Origin of the sequence: Nocardioides furvisabuli (genome assembly GCF_021083185.1) — a bacterium.
GTDB classification, from domain to species: domain Bacteria; phylum Actinomycetota; class Actinomycetes; order Propionibacteriales; family Nocardioidaceae; genus Nocardioides; species Nocardioides furvisabuli.
Map to the genome: position 1 here is coordinate 39811 of NZ_JAIGQB010000002.1, position 18925 is coordinate 58735.

15 protein-coding genes and 1 tRNA gene are annotated in these 18925 nt (G+C 69.0%); 2 read left to right on the forward strand and 14 right to left on the reverse strand.

Annotated elements, in window-relative coordinates:
* Nucleotides 1-61 precede the first annotated feature (61 nt).
* Genes K4G59_RS03370 through K4G59_RS03380 form a run of 3 tightly spaced genes read right to left on the reverse strand, consistent with a single transcriptional unit; the run spans nt 62 to nt 6953 of the window.
* Nucleotides 62-3292, reverse strand: coding sequence for a DEAD/DEAH box helicase (locus tag K4G59_RS03370; RefSeq protein ID WP_231249299.1), 3231 nt, complete (start codon nt 3290-3292; stop codon nt 62-64).
* Nucleotides 3289-4725, reverse strand: a complete 1437-nt coding sequence (locus K4G59_RS03375; RefSeq protein WP_231249300.1) for an ATP-binding protein — start codon at nt 4723-4725, stop codon at nt 3289-3291. Before K4G59_RS03375 ends, K4G59_RS03370 begins: the two co-directional genes overlap by 4 nt.
* The gene (locus K4G59_RS03380; protein WP_231249301.1) at nt 4722-6953 is read right to left on the reverse strand and encodes a tellurite resistance TerB family protein; all 2232 of its coding nucleotides are present in this window, start codon (nt 6951-6953) and stop codon (nt 4722-4724) included. Before K4G59_RS03380 ends, K4G59_RS03375 begins: the two co-directional genes overlap by 4 nt.
* A 452-nt stretch (nt 6954-7405) precedes the next feature.
* Here K4G59_RS03380 and K4G59_RS03385 point away from each other — a divergent pair, with 452 nt between their 5' ends.
* Entirely contained in the window at nt 7406-7636 is a 231-nt protein-coding gene (locus tag K4G59_RS03385) for a helix-turn-helix domain-containing protein (RefSeq protein WP_231249302.1), read from the forward strand.
* A 94-nt stretch (nt 7637-7730) separates the two neighbouring features.
* Here K4G59_RS03385 and K4G59_RS03390 read toward each other — a convergent pair.
* Together K4G59_RS03390 and K4G59_RS03395 are read right to left on the reverse strand one after the other, a co-directional pair.
* A tRNA-Val gene (locus tag K4G59_RS03390) sits at nt 7731-7802 on the reverse strand.
* 62 nt (nt 7803-7864) lie between these two features.
* On the reverse strand, nt 7865-8362 hold the full coding sequence (locus tag K4G59_RS03395) for a PGPGW domain-containing protein (RefSeq protein WP_231249303.1): 498 nt from the start codon (nt 8360-8362) through the stop codon (nt 7865-7867).
* A 203-nt stretch (nt 8363-8565) separates the two neighbouring features.
* On the opposite strand from K4G59_RS03395, the gene K4G59_RS03400 reads away from it, so the two are divergent.
* On the forward strand, nt 8566-9000 hold the full coding sequence (locus K4G59_RS03400) for an SsgA family sporulation/cell division regulator (RefSeq protein ID WP_231249304.1): 435 nt from the start codon (nt 8566-8568) through the stop codon (nt 8998-9000).
* A gap of 20 nt (nt 9001-9020) precedes the next feature.
* On the opposite strand, the gene K4G59_RS03405 is transcribed toward K4G59_RS03400, so the two are convergent.
* The 9 genes from K4G59_RS03405 to K4G59_RS03445 form a co-directional block, all read right to left on the reverse strand.
* The gene (locus K4G59_RS03405) at nt 9021-10829 is read right to left on the reverse strand and encodes an ABC transporter ATP-binding protein (RefSeq protein ID WP_231249305.1); all 1809 of its coding nucleotides are present in this window, start codon (nt 10827-10829) and stop codon (nt 9021-9023) included.
* Nucleotides 10826-12649, reverse strand: a complete 1824-nt coding sequence (locus K4G59_RS03410) for an ABC transporter ATP-binding protein (protein WP_231249306.1) — start codon at nt 12647-12649, stop codon at nt 10826-10828. The genes K4G59_RS03405 and K4G59_RS03410 overlap by 4 nt, the downstream gene beginning before the upstream one ends.
* Before the next feature lie 130 nt (nt 12650-12779).
* Nucleotides 12780-13517, reverse strand: coding sequence for an amino acid ABC transporter ATP-binding protein (locus K4G59_RS03415; RefSeq protein ID WP_308189335.1), 738 nt, complete (start codon nt 13515-13517; stop codon nt 12780-12782).
* A complete protein-coding gene (locus K4G59_RS03420; protein ID WP_231249307.1) occupies nt 13514-14389 on the reverse strand; it encodes an amino acid ABC transporter permease in 876 nt (291 codons plus the stop codon). The genes K4G59_RS03415 and K4G59_RS03420 overlap by 4 nt, the downstream gene beginning before the upstream one ends.
* Entirely contained in the window at nt 14389-15294 is a 906-nt protein-coding gene (locus tag K4G59_RS03425) for an ABC transporter substrate-binding protein (protein ID WP_231249308.1), read from the reverse strand. Before K4G59_RS03425 ends, K4G59_RS03420 begins: the two co-directional genes overlap by 1 nt.
* A gap of 9 nt (nt 15295-15303) precedes the next feature.
* Nucleotides 15304-16095, reverse strand: coding sequence for an imidazole glycerol phosphate synthase subunit HisF (gene hisF / locus K4G59_RS03430; protein WP_231249310.1), 792 nt, complete (start codon nt 16093-16095; stop codon nt 15304-15306).
* Nucleotides 16092-16853 carry a bifunctional 1-(5-phosphoribosyl)-5-((5-phosphoribosylamino)methylideneamino)imidazole-4-carboxamide isomerase/phosphoribosylanthranilate isomerase PriA gene (priA, locus tag K4G59_RS03435; RefSeq protein WP_231249311.1) on the reverse strand — a complete coding sequence of 254 codons (762 nt, stop codon included), beginning with the start codon at nt 16851-16853 and terminating at the stop codon, nt 16092-16094. Before priA ends, hisF begins: the two co-directional genes overlap by 4 nt.
* 68 nt (nt 16854-16921) lie before the next feature.
* On the reverse strand, nt 16922-17350 hold the full coding sequence (locus K4G59_RS03440) for a hypothetical protein (RefSeq protein ID WP_231249312.1): 429 nt from the start codon (nt 17348-17350) through the stop codon (nt 16922-16924).
* Between the two features lie 110 nt (nt 17351-17460).
* Nucleotides 17461-18900 (reverse strand): HNH endonuclease signature motif containing protein, encoded by a 1440-nt coding sequence (locus K4G59_RS03445; RefSeq protein ID WP_231249313.1) that lies wholly within the window; start codon nt 18898-18900, stop codon nt 17461-17463.
* Nucleotides 18901-18925 lie beyond the last annotated feature (25 nt).

An 18925-nucleotide genomic window follows, 5' to 3' on the forward strand; every position in this document is an offset into this window, starting at 1 on the left:
CGAGGCACCCGGTCCGGGGGTTCCAGCCGCTGGCCACCGGAAGCCGCACAAAGCGGCTGGCTCAGACCATGGTTTGAAGTCTCCGAAGACTCGCTTCCTGTTCGACCGTCGGGTGGGACGCCAGCAATGACGCGAGGTACGAGTCAAGGAGGTCTGCGGCGTTGGATGTTTCGACCCCGAGGGCTCGCGCACTTTCCAACAGATCTCGCCGGTCGAGGTGGTGGCCATTGCGGCTCGTAACCAGGGCGGAGTCGAGCAGGGCGAGGTAGGAGATGGCTGCGGCATCGAGCGCGCCTTGCGTACGGCCCCGAGACACTAAGCGCGCCATCGAGACGGCCTCGGAGTCCGGGGGTCTAATGGTGGTCCGCGGCAGCAGCCGCGGTTGCCGCGTTGTCCGATCGCTGATGGGGCTCGGAAGCGTGTCACGACACCCGAGATCGGCCAGGTCGGTTATGCCCTGATGACGGGCAAGGTCGAGGCAATGGGCGAGAAGTTCGGCCGTAGCTTGCGCATCGCCTAGCGCCGAGTGGGCTCCGGTCGGGGTGATCTGCGCGGCGGCACAGCACTCCTGCAGGCTTCGCGCGTTGCCCAGGCCCACGATGCCCGTCAGTTCGAGCGTGCAGAGACTCGCCCATGCTGGGGTGTCGACATCCGCACGTTCGTACTCCGCGGCTAGAAATGCTAGATCGAAGGGTGCGTTGTGCGCCACGACCACCCGACTGGCCGTCATTTCGGACAACCAGTCGGTCAGGTCAGCGAACACGGGTGCGCCGACGAGTTCTTCTGCGGTGAGGCCGTGGACGTGGGTGGGCCCGGGGTCGCGGCCGGCATCGATGAGGGTTGTCCAGCGACCAGTCATCTTCCCGGTCGGGTCGCAGTGGACCACAGCGATCTCGATGACGCGGTCATCGTCTTGGGACGCGAATCCGGTGGTTTCGACGTCGATCACCGCGAACGGGGTGACGCCAAGTACGGGGGCCGTCTGCGGCGTCGCCGAACTGGCATTGCCCTGGTCCCAGCTGCTCTCGGCGCTTTCGATGACTTGGGTTACGGCGAGATGGCGGAGGGTTTCCCAGGCGCCGGGAACGTCTAGGTTGGCGGCTGCGTATCCGCGGTTGAGGAGGTCGTCGGAGAGGTACTGATCGTACTTCTCCCGTTCCTTGATCAGGACGCTCGCGGCCAGAGCTTCCGGCGATGGCTGCGGCTCGGCGAGGATCGCGGCGACGGTGTCAAGGACGTCGGCTGTCGTGGCGCCGGTGACGGTGAGCGCCACCCCGCCAATGCTGACTCGCAGACCGGCCTGGTTGAGGGCGATCGCGAGAGTGTTAAGGATCCTGTCTCCGCGCCAACAGAACACGAGCGTGTCGGCACCCCAACCCACCAGCTCCCGTTCGCCGAGGAGGAGCTGGCGATACGACGCTCTGGCCTCGTCGAGAAGCCCTTGAGCAGGAGCATTCAGATAGGCAGGCACGACGTTGGACTCATAGAGGCTCCGCATCCGCTGACGCACGAGGTCGGCGACCTCGGCGCCGCCACCGGAGAACATGGGCGGCCGGCCCCCGCTGGACCTGGTTAGCTCGATGACGCGGGACTTGGTGTCTACGTCAACGACGCGCCACCGACGTCCGGTGAAAATCAGCAGACTCCCGACCAGGACCGGGTGGTCCACGGGGATCGATCCGAGCGTGCGGCCGCGGACGACGAGCCGGTACTCCTCACTGGTCTGGAAGGCCGAGTAGAACGTGTAGTGGTTCACGATTCTGTCGCCTACGGGCCCGTGGAGGAGCAGCCCGTCGCTTGACTGGATGAGTAGCTCGGATTCTCCGAGGCTGCGGAGAAGATCGACGAACGTCGCTCTGTCGATGCGGTTGAACGGCCCCGTCGCGCACAGCGTGGTGAAGAGCTCGGCGGCGGTGGCGCCACCGTGCTGCGCGATCACGGACAGGACCTGTTGGGTCAGGGTCGAGAGATGAAGGTCGGCGATGTTCGGCGGCTCGTACCAGTGCTCCTCGAGCATCAGGTTCGCCATGGCGACGCTCTGTATCAGTTGCGCCCGAACTTGATCCGGGGGCGGGGTGCGTTCGCTGAGCTCGCGTTCGGCTACATACATGCGCAGCACTGCCGGCTGGTCTCGACGCCCAGACCGCCCGAGCCGTTGCCTCAGGGCGGCAACGCTCCCGGGAGCGCCGATCTGGGCGACGGAGTCGGTGCTACCGATGTCGATGCCCATTTCCAGCGTGGAGGTGCAGATCGCTGTCGCCGGGACGTCCGATGCTCGGAGGCGACGTTCGACGTCTTCGCGGTACTCCTTGGAGAGGTTGCCGTGATGGGGGAAGAACTCGTTCGGGACCCGATGAGTCGCCGACAGCTTGTCGAGGATGTCGGAGTAGGCCTCGACCTTGGCCCTGCTGTTCGCGAAGACGAGGTTGTCGTGCCCGCGCAAGGTGTCAAAGAGGTGGTTGCCGATCGCCAAGTCGTCGGTGGCGTGGACCGCGTCGTCAGCATCTGGGTCCGCTGCCAGGTCCTCACCAGCCGCGGCGTTAGGAGCGATCTGTGCTGGGTCAGGTTTCGTGTACCCGCGGAGTTGAAGCTTGATCTCGGCGGTGTCGCCATCGGGGTTGTCCAGGATCGCGACGGACCCGGCGTGCCCTGGGCGTAGGAACTCAGCGGCGATGGTGAGGTCGGCAAGCGTCGCGGACAAGCCAATGCGGGGCACTCGCCGGCGCACCGCCAGGTCGATGCGATGCATGAGGGACTGCAACTGGGCCCCTCGTTCGATCCCGATGAAGGAGTGCAGTTCGTCGATCACGATGTAGCGCAGCCCCGCAAACATCGTGGCGACTTTCGTTCCCTCCCGGACGAACAGGGCCTCAAGGGACTCGGGGGTGATGAGCAGGATGCCGTCGGGGTTCCTGACCACGGCCCGCTTGCTACTACCGGCGACATCGCCGTGCCAGCGGTGCACGGGGATGTCGACGAGCTCGCCGAGGCTTTCGAGGCGCTGAGCCTGATCGTTGATGAGGGCCTTGAGTGGCCCGAGGTAGAGCGCCTTGACGCCGGGCTGGTTGGTGCCGTCGTCGTTGGCGCTCGCGATCGCTGAACAGGCCGGCAGCCAAGCGGCTTCGGTCTTGCCGGATGCGGTAGCGGCCGCGATGACCAGGTCGTTCCCGGCCAGGACGGACGTGACTGCTTCGGCCTGAACGCTACGCAGTCGATCCCAGCCCTGGTTCCAGACCCACCGTTGAACCGACGGGTGGAGCCGGGCGTAGGCGGTGGCCGGGTCTGATGTCACAGCCGGAAGCTGTGCAGTTCGTCGTCGTCTTTGCTGACGGGCTCGGGTGCCAACGGGGTGCTGCCGGCGATTCCGATCTGGACCCCCATCTCCGGCATGCCCGGTTTCGCCCGATCGGTTTCTGGTGCCGGAGCGGCGTCCTCGAGCGGTTCGAGATCGGGGTTGGACTCCCGGTGGACGGGAACCGCGTCGATGATCTGGTCCCACTGCTGCTCGGGATTCTGCTCAAGTACTGCGAGCAGGTCTAGGAAACTGCGGATGGTGTTTCGTGGGGTGCGGAAGTACGCCTCCCCGATCTTTGAGGCGCAGTGCGTCATGAAGGCCTCGAGCGCCTCATCAGGGAGCAGGTAGGCCTCCGGATCCCCCGCGGCGTGGACGTGGACCAGCTTGGTCAGGAGTACGTAAAGGTCTTCGGGTGTCAGGGCCGCGAGCCGGATCACAGGGCCGCTCATGTCGACCCGTCCCCCGGTCGCGAAGGTGTTCTCGGTCAGTCGTGACTGCAGCGCGGTGTAGGAGTAGAGGCCGCGTCGCGAGTCTGTGAGAAAGTCGGGGGTTCCGCCGAAGATGAACCCGACGCCGGCCGCGGAGCCTTGCAGAGCGTCGTTGAGGATCCGAAGGATCTGTTCGTAGTTGGAGGTCCGGGCCTGGCTGTTCGCGAGCTTGTAGAGGTTGACCATCTCGTCGAGGCAGACCAGGAGGCCGTCGAACCCGGCGAGGCGGACGAACCGTGCCATCAGCTTCAGCTGGTCGTAGAAGTTGGCGTCGTCGATGATCGTCCGGACGCCGAGCGCCGTTCGGGCGTCGGTCCGGGTGGAGAATTCGCCGCGCAGCCATCGCACAGCGTCGGACTTGAGCTGTTCGTCGCCGGTGTCGTGGCCTTGCCAGTACTTTGAGATGACCTCGGCGAAGTCGTACCCGCCGGTTAGTTCGGTCAGCTGGTTGAGGCCGGCGCGGATGACTGCCTCAGGTGGTACGCCGCTCTCGCGAGATTCGGCCAGCGCGGTGGTGACGAACCGTTCGACCACGCTGCCCATCGCTCCGCCGTCAGGTTTGGCGCGCGTCGACATGTTCCGCATCAGTTCGCTGTACAGGCTGCGTGCCTGGCCGCCAGTTGCGTGGAGACGGCGGTCGGGAGACAGGTCTGCGTGAACGGTGACGAGCTTCTTCTGCAGCGCGACGGAGCGAACGAGGTTGAGGAAGAACGTCTTCCCGGACCCGTACTCACCGATGACGAATCGTGCTGCAGACCCGTCGTCGACGATCCGGTCGATGTCGTTGAGAAGCGCGTTGAGCTCGTTGACCCGACCGACCTGAATGTGTTGCTGCCCGGCGCGGGGAACGACACCGGCGCGCAGCGAGTTGACGATCGCGTCGCGGTCACGGGGCCGGATTCGGTCCGTGGCACTAGTACTGCTGGAAGGAGTGGCAGTCATCGGAGGAGTTCCTGTCGCGCATAGTCGTTGACGGTGAAGGCGTCGGAGTCGTCATCTTCGAGGAGTAGTTCGTCGACGGCGTCCAGGGCAGCTTCGTTGATCCGATCCAAGGCCCCGTCGGGCATGAGCTGCCAGGTCGCGGCGAGTTCCTCGAACTCGGCCCTTCCCCAGGTGTCCTGAGTGACGAGTGTGCGCACCAGGGCGGAGTGTGACGCGTCGAGCCCGGCCACCGAGTCGGCGGTGAGGGCAGGTTCGGTGGCAGGAGGCGCTGACTTCTCGTTGACCACGCCTGCGCCTGCGCCAGCGCTGGTCGGAACCGGCCGAGGCTCGCGACCGTCGTCGCTGAAGATGTCGGCGAGAAGGGCCGAGACCGCAGCAGTCTCGGCGAACTTCGCCTCGATCGAGGCCAGATCCAACCGGACGCCACCCTCCACGCCGTCCGCCTCGGAATCGGTGCGGGCGTGCATCCCACCGGTTGCCGAAGGCGGCGTGATCGGATAGCCGGGATCAGGTTTACCGCCCGGGCGAACAGTGACCGGGCCGGTCGCAGGGGCCGGTCGCGCCCCGGTGAGGTGAGCGTGGAGGCGAGTGTGGACCTCAGCGGTGTCGAGGTCGAGGAGCTGGTAGATCTTGGTGAGGCTGGTGATCTCTTCGGGGGAGATCGCTCCGTCGGCGGCAGCGACGGCAACCAGGAGGTCGCCAATGGCTTGCCGTTGGGGGACTGTGAGGACTTCGACTCGTTTCTTGAGGCCAGTTAGCTTCACACCGTTCGCCACGAGCCAGCGCGTGTGCGCTTCGAGGCGGGCTCGTTCGCCTGCCGTCAGCTCGAGGGCGTTCTCCAGGTGGGCGACGAGGTGGTCCTGTTCGGCGGAGCTGACGTGACCGTCCGCCGCGGAGACAGCGGTGGCGAGATGGACAAGAGTTGCTGCCGCAGCGTAGGACGGTGTCGCCGCCTGGGGAGGCTGCGCGCCGATACGAAACACGACCACAGGCGTGGCAGGCGTGATTGCCGGGCCGCCGAGCCGGACGTCGGGCTCGATCCCGTATCCGTGTCGACCCAGCAGCTGGGCGAGCGTGACTGACTCGTTCTTGGCCATCCGGTCAGGCGACTTGGTCGGCCACCGGCTCATCAGGTCGGACCCAGCGGTGACTTCGCCGGCGTCGGCGAGCTGGTGTGCCCAATCGCGCAGCTGCGCTACTTCCGGACCCGGGTCGCCGGCCAGATCCTCAGGCAGCAGAGCGGCGGCTCCGAGGCTGTGGCGGCCATCGGGGTTGCGCCCCAGGTAGCGGCTGTAGGGGTCGAGATCCTCAGTCACGGAGTCGACGATCTTGGCAAGCTGCCGCGTGGGGACAGCGGCCGTGAACACATCGGGGATCTTCATACTCAACGACGCGCTTCTGATCCCGGCGCTAGCGGCGTAGTACTCCACGCCGATCTGCTTCTTCGTGGGCCGTACGGTGATGCCATCCTGGTGGGACTTCGTGTAGCGCGCCTTGAAGAGGGTCGCGAATTCTTCGCGGCAGCGGGTCGCAGGCGTCCGGAGGTGGATCTCGGGGTGGTACCACGCCCAGGCCAGGGCCCAGTCTGCCGGCACCGGCTTCCTATCAGCCGCGAATGATCCGACCTCGACTGCCAGCGCAATCGGCGGTTCGTATCGGCGCGTCAGATCGAGGGCTGGCGGCTTACTGTTCCCAGACCCGCCCTGACTGCCTTGGAGGTCCAGCACGTCGAGGAAGCGGGAGGCGTAGCCACAAAAAGAGCTGTTAGACCGGTGCAGGTCGAGAAGGCGTTGCACCTCGGCTCGAAGGTGCGGGACCTCCCAAAGAAGCGAAGAGTCCCTCGGGATGTCGACCAGAGCGCGACGCTCAAGGCCGTAGAAGAACAGGAACACGTAACCGATGTAGGCGTTCGGGTCGCGTCTGCCCCCGGCGAGCCAAGACAAGTACGCAGCCCGGGCCTGCGGGTTGATGTCGGCATAGGTCGGCCAGTAGCTCATCGTGGCGCCGCTGTGGTCCGGCCTGGATCCCCGCACGGTCAGCGTCGGGTCGATCAGCGCCGGTTCGACTCCCGACCCGGTGGCGGCCCGCAGACCACGACCTACGTAGAGCATCCCGCCCGGGATTAGCTGTCCGCCAATATTGGTGCTCGCGCCCGGCCCGATCCACTGGGCAGTGCGTGAGAGTTGCTGGACGCCGCCACTGGATGCGTTCGGCGCGGAAGCCGTCACCGAGTTGGGCCTCCCAGCGACTTGACCCACCGCGGCGCTGCGCGGTGCCTCGGAGGGCGCGACGGCAGTCACCTCGGGTGGGGCGAGGTCAAAAAGGGATCCCGACGAGCGCCCTTGCGACGGCTTTGGTCGAGGCTTCTGCTTGAGCCACCGCTCGAATAAGCCCACTGGGGTCCCCCTGCCCGTGATCATGGCCGCCCCGTGCGACCCGAACGTCTCGGAGCCTAACCCGCTCAACCGACAGCGGTCCGGGGTTCAAGGAGGTGCTGAGATCCGAGAGCCGATCACCTGGACCGAGTCTCGCCAGACTCGGTCGCGTCGGGATCGCCTCGTGGCCGGCTAGGACTGACAGCAGCATTCGTTGCCGGACCTGATGGTCGGTCTCCTTCTGCCCAACGGGCGCGGGACGACCAACCCACCTCCTAGGTACCCACAACCGCCCAGGAGGCCCCATGGCGACCAAGCAGAAGCACGCCAGCCCCCGCATCCCGCGACCGCGGGTGCTGCCCGTGTACCTCAGCATCGAGGAGGCAGCTGAAGTGATGTCGTTGAGCACGAAGACGATTCGTCGTCGCATCAGCGACGGCTCGATCCCGGCCTATCGATGCGGACGCCGCAACATCCGGATCCGCTTGGACGAGCTCGAGGCAGCCTTCCGAAAGCTTCCCTCTACCGGCCATTGATGGACCGTTGGTGGACACGTAGTGGACACGCCGACCAAATCGAAACAGCCCCCGATCCTGCGTTTCCGCAGGTCAGGGGCTGTTTTCTACTCGGTGGGCGATACTGGGTTCGAACCAGTGACCTCTTCGGTGTGAACGAAGCGCGCTACCACTGCGCCAATCGCCCGCGACGCCGGAACGATATCCCATGGCGGCAGCTCCCCTGCAATCAGGGGGGCGTGGAGGCTCTCAGGAGCGGTTGGCGGCCTGCTCGCGCTCGGAGCCCTCGCCCTTGATCTGTCGGCGCAGCTCCTCGGCCTTCTCCGGGTGGCCGTGGAAGCGGCGGTAGCTGTAGACGATCAACGCGATCGCGATGAAGGCCGAGGCGACCTGGGTGATGCCCGTCCAGATCCCGCCCGGCAGCCACCACGTCTCCGACACGGGCCACCACCCAGGTGCCGGCGGCGTGATGATCCAGAGCACGCCGCACGCAGCCAGCACCACGGCGCCCAGGCACGAGGCAACGATGCGCGGCCACGTCTCCACGCCCTCCGCGGCACCTAGCAGCGCGCGGATGCGTACGGGCTCGACGCGACGCTCGGCCCAGTCGTACTGCTGGGAGAGCAGGGCGAGCCCGGCGAAGATGCCGAGCAGGCCGGGTCCGGGCAGGAAGATCGCGGCCACACCCAGGAGCAGGAGCACCCATCCCAGGATCTCGAGACCGATGCGCTTCGCTGCCCCTGTCATGGGAAAAACCTACCGGGCTGGCCCACACGCCCACGCAGGGCTCTAATCGCATGTAACGTCAAGTTCGTCATGAGTCCGGATCAAGATCCGGTCTAAACCAGTGTTGACCATCTTTTGCGGTTTCGCATCACGAGGGGGGTCGGATGCCGTCTCATGAGCAACTCAACCCGGCCTCACTCCCGGGCGCACCCCTAGGAGCCTCCATGAACATGTCCGGTAGCGGGCACACCCTGTCCGATGTCGCGTTGGACATCACGGTCGAGTGCATGGACGAGCGCGGCGTCCGCCACGAGATCGACACCGTCCTCGGCTACCGCAGCTCCGACCCCTTCGCCGTGGCGATGACGTTCATCACCTCCGACGGCAACCTGGTGTGGACCTTCGGCCGCGACCTGCTGATGCGGGGCACCGAGAGCCCCTCCGGCGACGGCGACGTGCACGTGTCGCCGACCATCGGGGTCAGCGGCCGCGCGATGGTCAGCATCGAGCTGAGCTCTCCCGACGGCCACCTCGTGCTGCAGGCGCGGGCCGGCGACATCCACGACTTCATCTCCCGCACCGCGGCCCTCGTCGCGCCCGGCACCGAGTCGGACTTCTTCGACGCCGACCTGCTCATCAGCCAGGTCCTCGCCTCCTGAGGCCCGACCCGGTCCCCGGCTCAGCCGTGGGAGTGCTGGGCGATCCAGCTGCGGTGGAGCCCTGAGTAGACGCTGCCGCCCTGACCGACCAGCTCGGCGTGCGGCCCGCGCTGCACGACGCGGCCCTTGTCCACCACGATGACCTCGTCCGCGCTCTCCGCCGTCGAGAGCCGGTGCGCGATCGTCACCGACGTCCGCGACTGCATGAGCCGCTCGAGCGCGCGGCCGATCTGCATCTCCAGCGACGGGTCCACCGCGCTGGTCGCCTCGTCCAGGACCAACAGGTCGGGGTCGGCGAGGTGGGCCCGCAGCAGCGCGACCAGCTGGCGCTCACCGGCCGAGAGCGACTCTCCGCGCTGACCGACCTGGGTGTGCAGACCGCGCGGGAGGCCGGCCAGCCAGTCGTCGATGCCGAGCTCGACGGCGGAGGCACGGATCTCGTCCTCGGTCGCGTCGAGCTTGCCGTAGCGCACGTTGGCGGCGATGGTGTCGTCGAAGAGGAAGCCCTCCTGCGGCACGAGGACGACGCTGCGGCGCAGCGACCCGGCGTCGATGCGGCGTACGTCGATGCCGTCGAGCAGCACCGAGCCCTCGGTGGGGTCCATCAGGCGGGTGAGCAGCTTGGCGAAGGTCGACTTGCCCGACCCGGTCTCCCCCACGATCGCCACGCGGGTGCCGGCGTCGATGGCGAGGTCGATGTCACGCAGCACCGGCGGTCCGGCGGGGTAGGCGAAAGCGACGTGGTCGAAGCGCACGTCGATGGGACCGCGCGGCAGCGCCTCACCCTCGGGACCCGGGTCGATGAGGTCGGCGGGCGTCTCCAGGATGCCGAGGACGCGACGCCAGCTGGCGATGGCGTTCTGCGCATCGGTGAGGATCTGCGTGCCCATCTGCACGGGCCCGACGAACAGGGTGACGAGGAAGGCGAAGGCGAGCACCCGGCCGGGGGTCATGTCGGAGGTGAAGCCGAGCAGGATCCCCACGATGATGACGCCGGCGTTGGCCAGACCGCCCGACAGGCCGCCCAGGGAGAACGACGTGACGGTGTAGGTCTGGGCGTGGGTGTAAGCGTTCTGCCAGTCCGAGATCGCGGTGTCGATGCGGCGCTGGGTGCGGTCCTCGACGCCGTAGGTGCGCACCACGGCGGCGCCGACGACCGGCTCGGAGATCGCGCCCAGCAGCACGCCCACCTGCTGGCGCACGACGGTGTAGGCCGCGGAGAGCTTCTTCTGGAACCAGCGGATCGAACCGAAGAGGGGTGCGAAGCACAGCCACACGACCGCGGCGAGCTCCCAGCTGTAGACCAGCATCAGGACGGTGGCGACCAGGATCTGCCCGATGCTCACCACGAAGATCAGCCCACCGAAGACCAGGAACTGGCTCACCTGGTCGACGTCGGAGGTGACGCGCGAGACCAGGGCGCCGCGGCGCTCGGTGTTCTGGGTCAGCAGGGGCAGGTCGTGGACGTGGCGGAAGGCCTTGGTGCGCAGGGTGGCCAGACCGTGCTCGGAGGTGGTGAAGAGCCGGTTGGTCATGGCGTAGGAGGCGACGCTGGTGACGATGATGGCGAGCGCGGCCAGCACACCCATCCAGGCGACGAAGTCGAAGCGTGGACCGCCGGGACCGTTCAGCCCCTTGTCGAGGGTCTGCTGGACCGCGATGGGCACCACGATCTGCCCGCAGGACGCGATGACGGCCAGGACGAGCGTCCAGCCGAGGCCCTCGCGGAGCTCCGGGGAGTACTTCATGCCGAGGCGGATCGTCGCCCAGGCGCCGATCTTCTCCCCGGAGTGCATCGTGGTGCCGGAGGTGGGTGCGGTCGCGCTCATCGCTGGGTCCCCTCTGCGCCGGCCCCGGCACCGGCGTCTGCGTCGGCGTCGATCTCGTAGGCGTTGACGAGCCGCGCGTAGGCCGGGCTGGTGGCCAGCAGCTCGGAGTGGGTGCCGCGACCCACGACGCGGCCGCCGTCGAGGTGGATGACCTCGTCGGCCAGGGAGATCGTGGCCTTGCGGTAGGCGACGACCACGAGCGATGCCGCGGACCCGCCGACGTCGTCGCGCAACGAGGCGAGGATGCGTGCCTCGACCTCGGGGTCCACCGCTGAGGTCGCGTCGTCGAGGATCAGCAGCCGGGGCTGCCGGACGAGCGCACGGGCCAGGGAGAGCCGCTGGCGCTGGCCGCCGGACAACGACGTGCCACGCTCGCCGAGCAACGAGTCGAGGCCGCCCGGCAGGGCCGCGACGAAGCCGTCTGCCTGCGCAGTGCGCAGGGCCGCCCACACGTCCTCGTCGGCGACGTCGGCACCCAGGGTGACGTTGTCGCGGACGGTGTCGTCGAACATGAAGGCGGTCTGCGGGACCAGCGAGACGCTGCCCGAGAGCTCGCCCTTGCGCAGCTGCGTGACGTCCTGCCCGTCGACGCGGACCGTGCCCGAGTCGGGATCGACGAGTCGCGTCATGAGGCTGGTCAGCGTGCTCTTGCCCGACGCGGTCGCGCCGACGAGCGCGACGGTGCGCCCGGGGCGTACGTCGAAGTCGACGCCGCGCAGCAGGGGCGTGTCGGCGTCGTAGGAGTAGTGGAGGTCCTCGACCTCGAGGAGGGCGCCCTTGTCCGTGCGGGGCAGCTCCGCCTCGCCCCACCTCATCGACCCCTGCGCGTCGAGCACGGCCTGGGCGCGGCGGTAGCCGACGACCGAGCGCGGGAACTCGCCCAGCAGCCAGCCGATGGCGCGGATCGGGAAGGAGACGATGGTGAGGAGGTAGGCGACCGTCACGACGTCGCCCGCGTCGGTGGCACCGCTGGTGACGCGCGCGACGCCGACGGCCAGCACGACGAGGACACCGAGTCCCGGGAGGCTGGCCAGGGCCGGGTCGAAGATCGCACGGATGCGGCCGGCGCGGATGTTGACGTCGCGCAGCTCGCGGGCCTTGGCGCCGAAGCGGTCGGTCTCCTCGGTCTCACGGCCGAGGGTCTTGACGACCATGGCGCCGTCGAAGGACTCGTGGGCGATCTCGCTGACCTCCGCGCGCAGGCCCTGCGCGCGGGTCATCAGGGGCGAGGAGTAGTGCTGGTAGAGCAGGTTGGCCCCCACGACGGCAGGGAAGACCAGCAGCCCGACCAGCGCCAGCACGACGTCCGCGACGAACATCTGGACCACGGCGATGCCCATCATCACCACGGTGCCGAGCGCCATCGGCAGCGGCATGATCGGCGACCAGGCGGCCTCGATGTCGGAGGAGGCGTTGGAGAGCAGCTGGCCGGTCGGGTGGCGCTGGTGCCACTCCATCGGGAGGGAGAGGTACTGCCTGGTCACCGCACGACGGGTGTGGGACTGCATCCGGTAGTACATGATGCCGCCGCCGAGGCGCCGCGCGACGATGCCGACAGCGCGCAGGACGGCCACGGACATGAAGAGCGCGAACACCCAGACCAGCATGTCGGTGCCGATCTCGCCGTTGTCGAAGGCCGGGATCAGGACGTTCTCCGTGGACCATCCGAGCACCCACGCGTCCGCGACGGTGAGCACGCCGAAGAGGACCGCACCCAGCGTGGCGACCGTGAAGACCTTGGGCTCGCGCTTGACGCCGACCCAGAGGACCCGGAAGCCGTCGCGCGTGGTGGTGCCCTTCAGCTCCGCGTCCTCGCCCACCGGTGTCGCCCGCCCCTTCGCCTGTCCGTCGTCCGCCGACCACGTCGGTTGCCGAGCGCAACCAACCAGCCGGGTCAGGCTATTCCTCGGGACCGACAGCGGACGAATCCGATCGACCGGACGGGTGGGCTCAGGCGCGGATGCGGGACAGGAAGCCGCGGGTGCGCTCCTGCTGGGGGTCGCCGAGCACCTGCTCGGGGGTTCCCTGCTCGTGGATGCGCCCGGCGTGCAGGAAGCACACCTGGTCGGCGACGTCGCGCGCGAACCCCATCTCGTGGGTGTTGAGCAGCATCGTGACGCCCTCGCCCTTGAGCTCGCCGAGCAGGTCGAGGACCTCCCCCACTAGCTCGGGGTCGAGCGCGCTGGTCACCTCGTCGAGGAGCATCAGGCGCGGGTTGGCCACCAGCGCACGGGCGATGGCCACCCGCTGCTGCTGGCCGCCGGAGAGGTCGTCGGGGCGGGCGGTGGCCTTCTCGGCGAGGCCGACGCGCTCCAGCATGGCCAGGCCGCGGGTGCGCGCCTCCCCCGGATCGACCCCGTGGACCAGCCTGAGGGCGAGGGTGACGTTGCCGATGACGTCGAGGTGCGGGAAGAGGTTGTAGGACTGGAAGACCAGGCCCATCCGCGAGCGCACCTCGTCACCGTCCACCCGCGGGTCGGTGATGTCGCGGCCCTCGAAGGTGATGACGCCGTCGTCGACGACCTCGAGGAGGTTGACGCAGCGCAGCAGCGTCGACTTCCCCGAGCCCGAAGCGCCGATGAGCACCACGCACTGGCCCGGCTCGACGGAGAGGTCGACGTCGCTGAGCACGACGTGGTCGCCGAAGGACTTGCGCACGCCTTCGAGGCGCAGCAGCTCGGTGTTCACAGGTGGCCTCCTGCTCCGTGGTAGCCCTTCTTGCGGGCGTAGCGGTCGGTCAGCCTGGCCATCGGGATCGTGAGGCAGCAGAACAGCGCGCCCGCGACGACGTACGGCGTGTAGTTGAAGTCGAGCGACGTCTCGATCTGTGCCCTGCGGATGGCGTCGTAGACACCGAGGACCGCGATCAGTCCGGAGTCCTTCTGGAGCGAGACCAGGTCGTTCATCAGCGCCGGGATCACCCGCCGCCACGCCTGCGGCAGCACGACGTGGCGCAGCGTCTGGCCGTAGGAGAGGCCGAGCGAGCGACCGGCGAGCCGCTGGCTGGGGTGCACCGACTCGATACCGGACCGGAAGACCTCGGCGACGTAGGCCGAGTACGACAGCACCAGCGCGGTGCCACCCCAGAACAGGGGCGACGTGGGCAGGCCCTGCAGACGCAGGGCGGGGCCGCCGAAGCCGAGCAGGAAGATCACGAGCAGCAGCGGCAGGCCGCGGAAGATGTCGACGTACGCCGTCCCGAGCAGGCGCAGCGGGAACGCGACGGGGCCGCGCAGCGTCCGCACCACGGCGATCGTGAGGCTGAGCACGAGGATCAGGACCCAGCAGATCGCCATGACGCGGATGTTGAGCCAGAGCCCGTCGAGCACCGCCGGGAACGACGAGACCGCCTTGTCCCAGCTGAAGTAGGTCTCGCGGACCCGGTCCCAGCCCGGTGAGCTGACCACGGCGGCAGCGATCACGCCGAGCAGGACCAGGGTGCTGCCCGCCGCGATCGCCGCGCTGCGGAGCGTACGACGCCTCCGCCACTCGTCGCGGTCGCGCTGGACCGCGGACGGCGCCCAGTCCCCAGTGGCCCCGGAGGCCACCCGTCCCGGCATCAGGACAGCTCGGGAGCGCCCTGCTGGGCCAGCCACTCCTGGCCGATCTGGTCGAGGATGCCGTCCTCGCGCAGCGCGTCGACGGCGCCGGACACGCAGTCGGTCAGCGGGCTGTCCTTGTCGAGCACGGCGCCGAACTGCTCGGGCTCACCGTCGGGCAGCGGCAGCTGGCCGACGATGGTGCCGTCGTCGAGCTGGACGGCCGTCATGAAGTAGGCCGTGGGCAGGTCGACCACGATGCCGTCGATCTGGCCGTTGTTGAGCGCCTGCACCGCCTGGTCGTTGGTGTCGAAGACGGCCGGCTCCTCCGAGGGCTGGACCTGGTCGATGATCGCGGTGTAGCTCGTCGTGCCCACCTGGGCGCCGAGCTTGGCGTCGGCGAGGTCGGCGATGCTGGTGACGCCGTCCAGCGAGCTGCCCTTGTTGGTGATCACCGTCTGCACGACGTCGTAGTAGCCGGAGGAGAAGTCGACAGCCTCGCGCCGCGCCTCGGTGATGGAGACCTGGTTGACGTCGAAGTCGAAGTCCTTCGGCCCCGGCTGGACGACCTTGTTGAACGGCACCGTCACCCAGGTGACCTGCTCGGCGGTGTAGCCGAGCTGCTCGGCGATGGCGTACGCCACCGCGGACTCGTAGCCCTGGCCGTTGGTCGGGTCGTTGTCGACGAACCACGGCTCGTAGGCCGGGTCGTCGGTCGCGATCGTCAGGGTGCCGTCGGCGACGGTCTCCATCGAGTCGGGCGTGCACTCGTCGGCCGCGGGCGACTCCGACGAGTCGTCGGCGGCGCTGTCCGAGCCGGAGTCGGCCTCGTCGGTCGGGGCGCACGCCGTCAGGGCGAGGGTCGCGGTCGCGGTCACCGCGAGGACGATGTGCCGCATCGAGCGCGGCCGGGCGGTCTTCAGCATGGGCTGATCCTACGGCGCGTGCGCGCCCCAGCGGACCGGGTGGCCGGCCGTGGACAGACCGGCCTTGACGTCGCCGACACGCAGCGTGCCGAAGTGGAAGACCGTCGCGGCCAGGACCGCGTCGGCGCCCGCGTCGACCGCCGGCGCGAAGTGCTCGACCGCGCCCGCTCCCCCGCTGGCGATGACCGGGATGCTCACCTCGCGGCGTACGGCCCGGATCAGCTCGAGGTCGAAGCCGTCGGTCGTGCCGTCGGCGTCCATGGCGTTGAGGAGGATCTCCCCCGCGCCCAGCTCGGCGGCGCGCACGGCCCACTCGATCGCGTCGAGGCCGGCGCTCCTGCGCCCACCGTGGGTGGTCACCTCGAAGCCGCTGGCGGTGCCCTCGTGGTCGGGACCCACGCGACGGGCGTCGACGCTCAGCACGAGCACCTGGTTGCCGAAGCGGTCGGCGATCTCGGCGACCAGCTCGGGGCGGTGGATGGCGGCGGTGTTGACCGCGACCTTGTCGGCGCCGGCGCGCAGCAGGCGGTCGACGTCGTCGACGCTGCTGACCCCGCCACCGACGGTGAGCGGGATGAAGACCTCCTCGGCGCAGCGGCTGACGACCTCCATCGTCGTCGCGCGGCCCTCATGGGAGGCAGAGATGTCGAGGAAGGTCAGCTCGTCGGCGCCCTCGGCGTCGTAGAGCCGGGCGAGCTCGACCGGGTCGCCGGCATCACGGAGCTCGGTGAAGTTGACGCCCTTGACGACGCGGCCGCCGTCGACGTCGAGGCACGGGATGACGCGGATCGCGAGGCTCACAGCTGGGGACTCCCGGCCGGCCTCGTCAGCGCGAGCGCGTCCTCGAGCGTGAAGCGACCCTCGTAGAGCGCCGTACCGGCGATGGCGCCCTCGACGCCGTCGCCGACGAGCGTCATCAGCGCGCGGATGTCATCGAGGGTCGTCACCCCGCCGCTCGCGACGACGGGCTTGTCGGTGGCGGCGCAGACGTCGCGGAGCAGCTGGAGGTTGGGCCCCTGGAGCATTCCGTCCTTGTTGACGTCGGTGACGACGTAGCGCGCGCACCCCTCGGAGTCGAGGCGGGCGAGCGTCTCGTAGAGGTCGCCGCCCTCGCGGGTCCAGCCGCGCGCGGCCAGCGTGGTGCCTCGCACGTCGAGGCCCACGGCCACGCGGTCTCCGTACGTCGCGATCGCCTTCGCGCACCACTCGGGCTGCTCGAGCGCGGCGGTGCCGATGTTGACGCGACGGCAGCCGGTGGCCATCGCGGCCTCCAGCGACTCGTCGTCACGGATGCCGCCGCTCATCTCGACCTGGATGTCGAGGGTGCCGACGATCTTCGCCTGGAGGTCGCGGTTGTGCCCGTGCCCGAACGCCGCGTCGAGGTCCACGAGGTGGATCCACTCGGCGCCGGCCTCCTGCCAGCGCAGGGCCGCCTCGACCGGGTCGCCGAAGCGCTTCTCCGACCCGTCCACGCCCTGCACCAGCTGGACGGCCTGGCCGCCCTTGATGTCGACGGCGGGCAGGAGCTCGAGGTAGGGCTGCTCGGGGGTGCTGGGCATGGGTGAATCCTAGGAGCCGCTCCATGGCGGGCCGGGAGGGCCCTCGCTGGGGCGAGACGGGGCGCTCGTCACCACTGCGGGTCGTTGATCCACTCGGCGAGGTCGGACAGTGCACCGGTGCCCAGCGCCGGAGCCATCAGGAACGGCAGCACGACGACGAGGACCGCGAACGCCACCAGGCCGAGCCACGGACGAGCCCTCACACCGTGGAGGAGCACTCCGGCCGCCGCCGCCGGAACGACGAAGGGCAAGGTGGTCGGCAGCTGCCACGCGCACCACGCCACCACCGCGCCGTAGAGCGCGAGCCCGACCACGCGTACGCCGATCGCGCGAGCCCAAGCCCTGGACCGAGAAGCGGGCCGGGCGGCCGGTTGCTCACGGCGCACGTCGGCGATCGGCAGGTGGCACCCGCGGCAGGCTGGTGCGGCGACAGGTACGTCGGCCCCGCACAGCGGGCACATCAGTCCTGGGGAGGGCCTGGATCGCGTCTTCGGCACGGAGGAACGGTAGGCACGCTCACGGCCCGACGTGGCCGGAACGGCGAAACCGCATCCCCGGGCATGCCTGTGGCCCCGCCAACGCGTGGGTGGCGGGGTGCGGGGCGGGGTCATCTTCGCGGTGACGGGATCCGGGGCGGTCCCTGGCCTGGTCCGGGTGGGTCGAGTGCGGTGGTGCCGGTGCGGTCGTGTCGGTAGCGGTGGTCGTGCGGGCTGGTCCACTCGAAGACCCCGGGCGCGACCATGTCGTAGTGCCAGGTGGTGTGGGTCTTCAAGCGGTGGTGGAACCGGCACAGGGCCGCGAGGTTGTCGGTGTGCGTGGGGCCGGGTTGGGGTCGGGCTTCTGCGTCGGCGTGATGGTCGTGCTCGGTGACGTGGTCGACGTCGCACCCACGCGCCGGGCGACCGCACCACGGGAACACACACACGCGATCGCGGAGGACCACGTGCTCGCGGATCCGGTCCGGGATCGCGTAGCTCGGCCCGGCCTTCGGCTGGTTGAGGTCGATGACCGGCTTGACGGTGATCTTGGTGCGGGAGTCGCCGCACCAGGACCTGAGCTGGTCGAGCAGGAGGAGGCGTTGGCCCTCCTCGAGCCGTCCGGTCGGTCCGAAGATCGTGGTGTCGCCGGACAGGGTGGCGTCGAAGTGAGCGTGGAGCACGACTTCCCGGGCGGTGGGCAAGTCCGACCCGTCTTCGGTGGTTGAGGTGCGAGCGGAACGAGCCTCGAGACCACTGCCATGCAGGTCGAGCGCGGTCTGCGTCCGGGCGAGGTCGCCCAGCGCCTTGGCCCTGCGGGCGTCCAGCGACTCGTGCGAGCCGAGGGCCTTCTGGGTCGCGGCACCGTGGGCGAGCGCCCGCTGGAGGTCGAGTCCGTCGGCGAGGTCGACCTCCGCCTCGAGCCGCACGGTGCCGGCGAAGTGGACGTCCTGGTCGTGGATGGTCACGTGGCGCGGGTCGACATGGAGATACCCGTCCTCCGGATCAGCTGCCGGATCCTGACCGGCGAGGTCGAACCTCTTGATGGTCTCGGCGACCAGCCGGTCGAGCTGCGCGGGACCGATCTTCCCCGCGACTGCGGCGACCTGGGTGTCGACGAACCGCGCTGCCTCGACCGTCAACGCGGGAGTGGAGTGGATGGTCGCCTCCGCGACCGCCCGGGCGCGCCAGGCCGGGACGCGTCCGGCGTGGACCTGTGCCCAGAGTCGTGGAAGGCGGTGGCGGAGCTCGAGGGCGTGGCCGATGAGCTTCTTCGCCGACACGCTGGTGATGCCGAGGACGGTGCCGAGCTCGGCGACGCAGAACTCCGCGACCAGCGGGGTGCCCGGTCCGGCGATGGGCTCCTCGTGCTCACACCCCGGCACGGTGAACGAGGCGGCGGCGTGGATGGACTCGGGTGGGTGGAGGTCGGCCCAGCGGGCGGCGAGGTCGAGCTGCCGTGCGGCTTCGGTGTTCTCGATGGAGCGGGAGGCCTTGATCGAGGCGAGCAGGGCTGCGGGGCCGAGGGCGTCTGCCCCGGCCTCTGCACCCGCTTCCAGTTCCTCGATCATGCGTTCGAGTCTAGAGAAGGGGTCC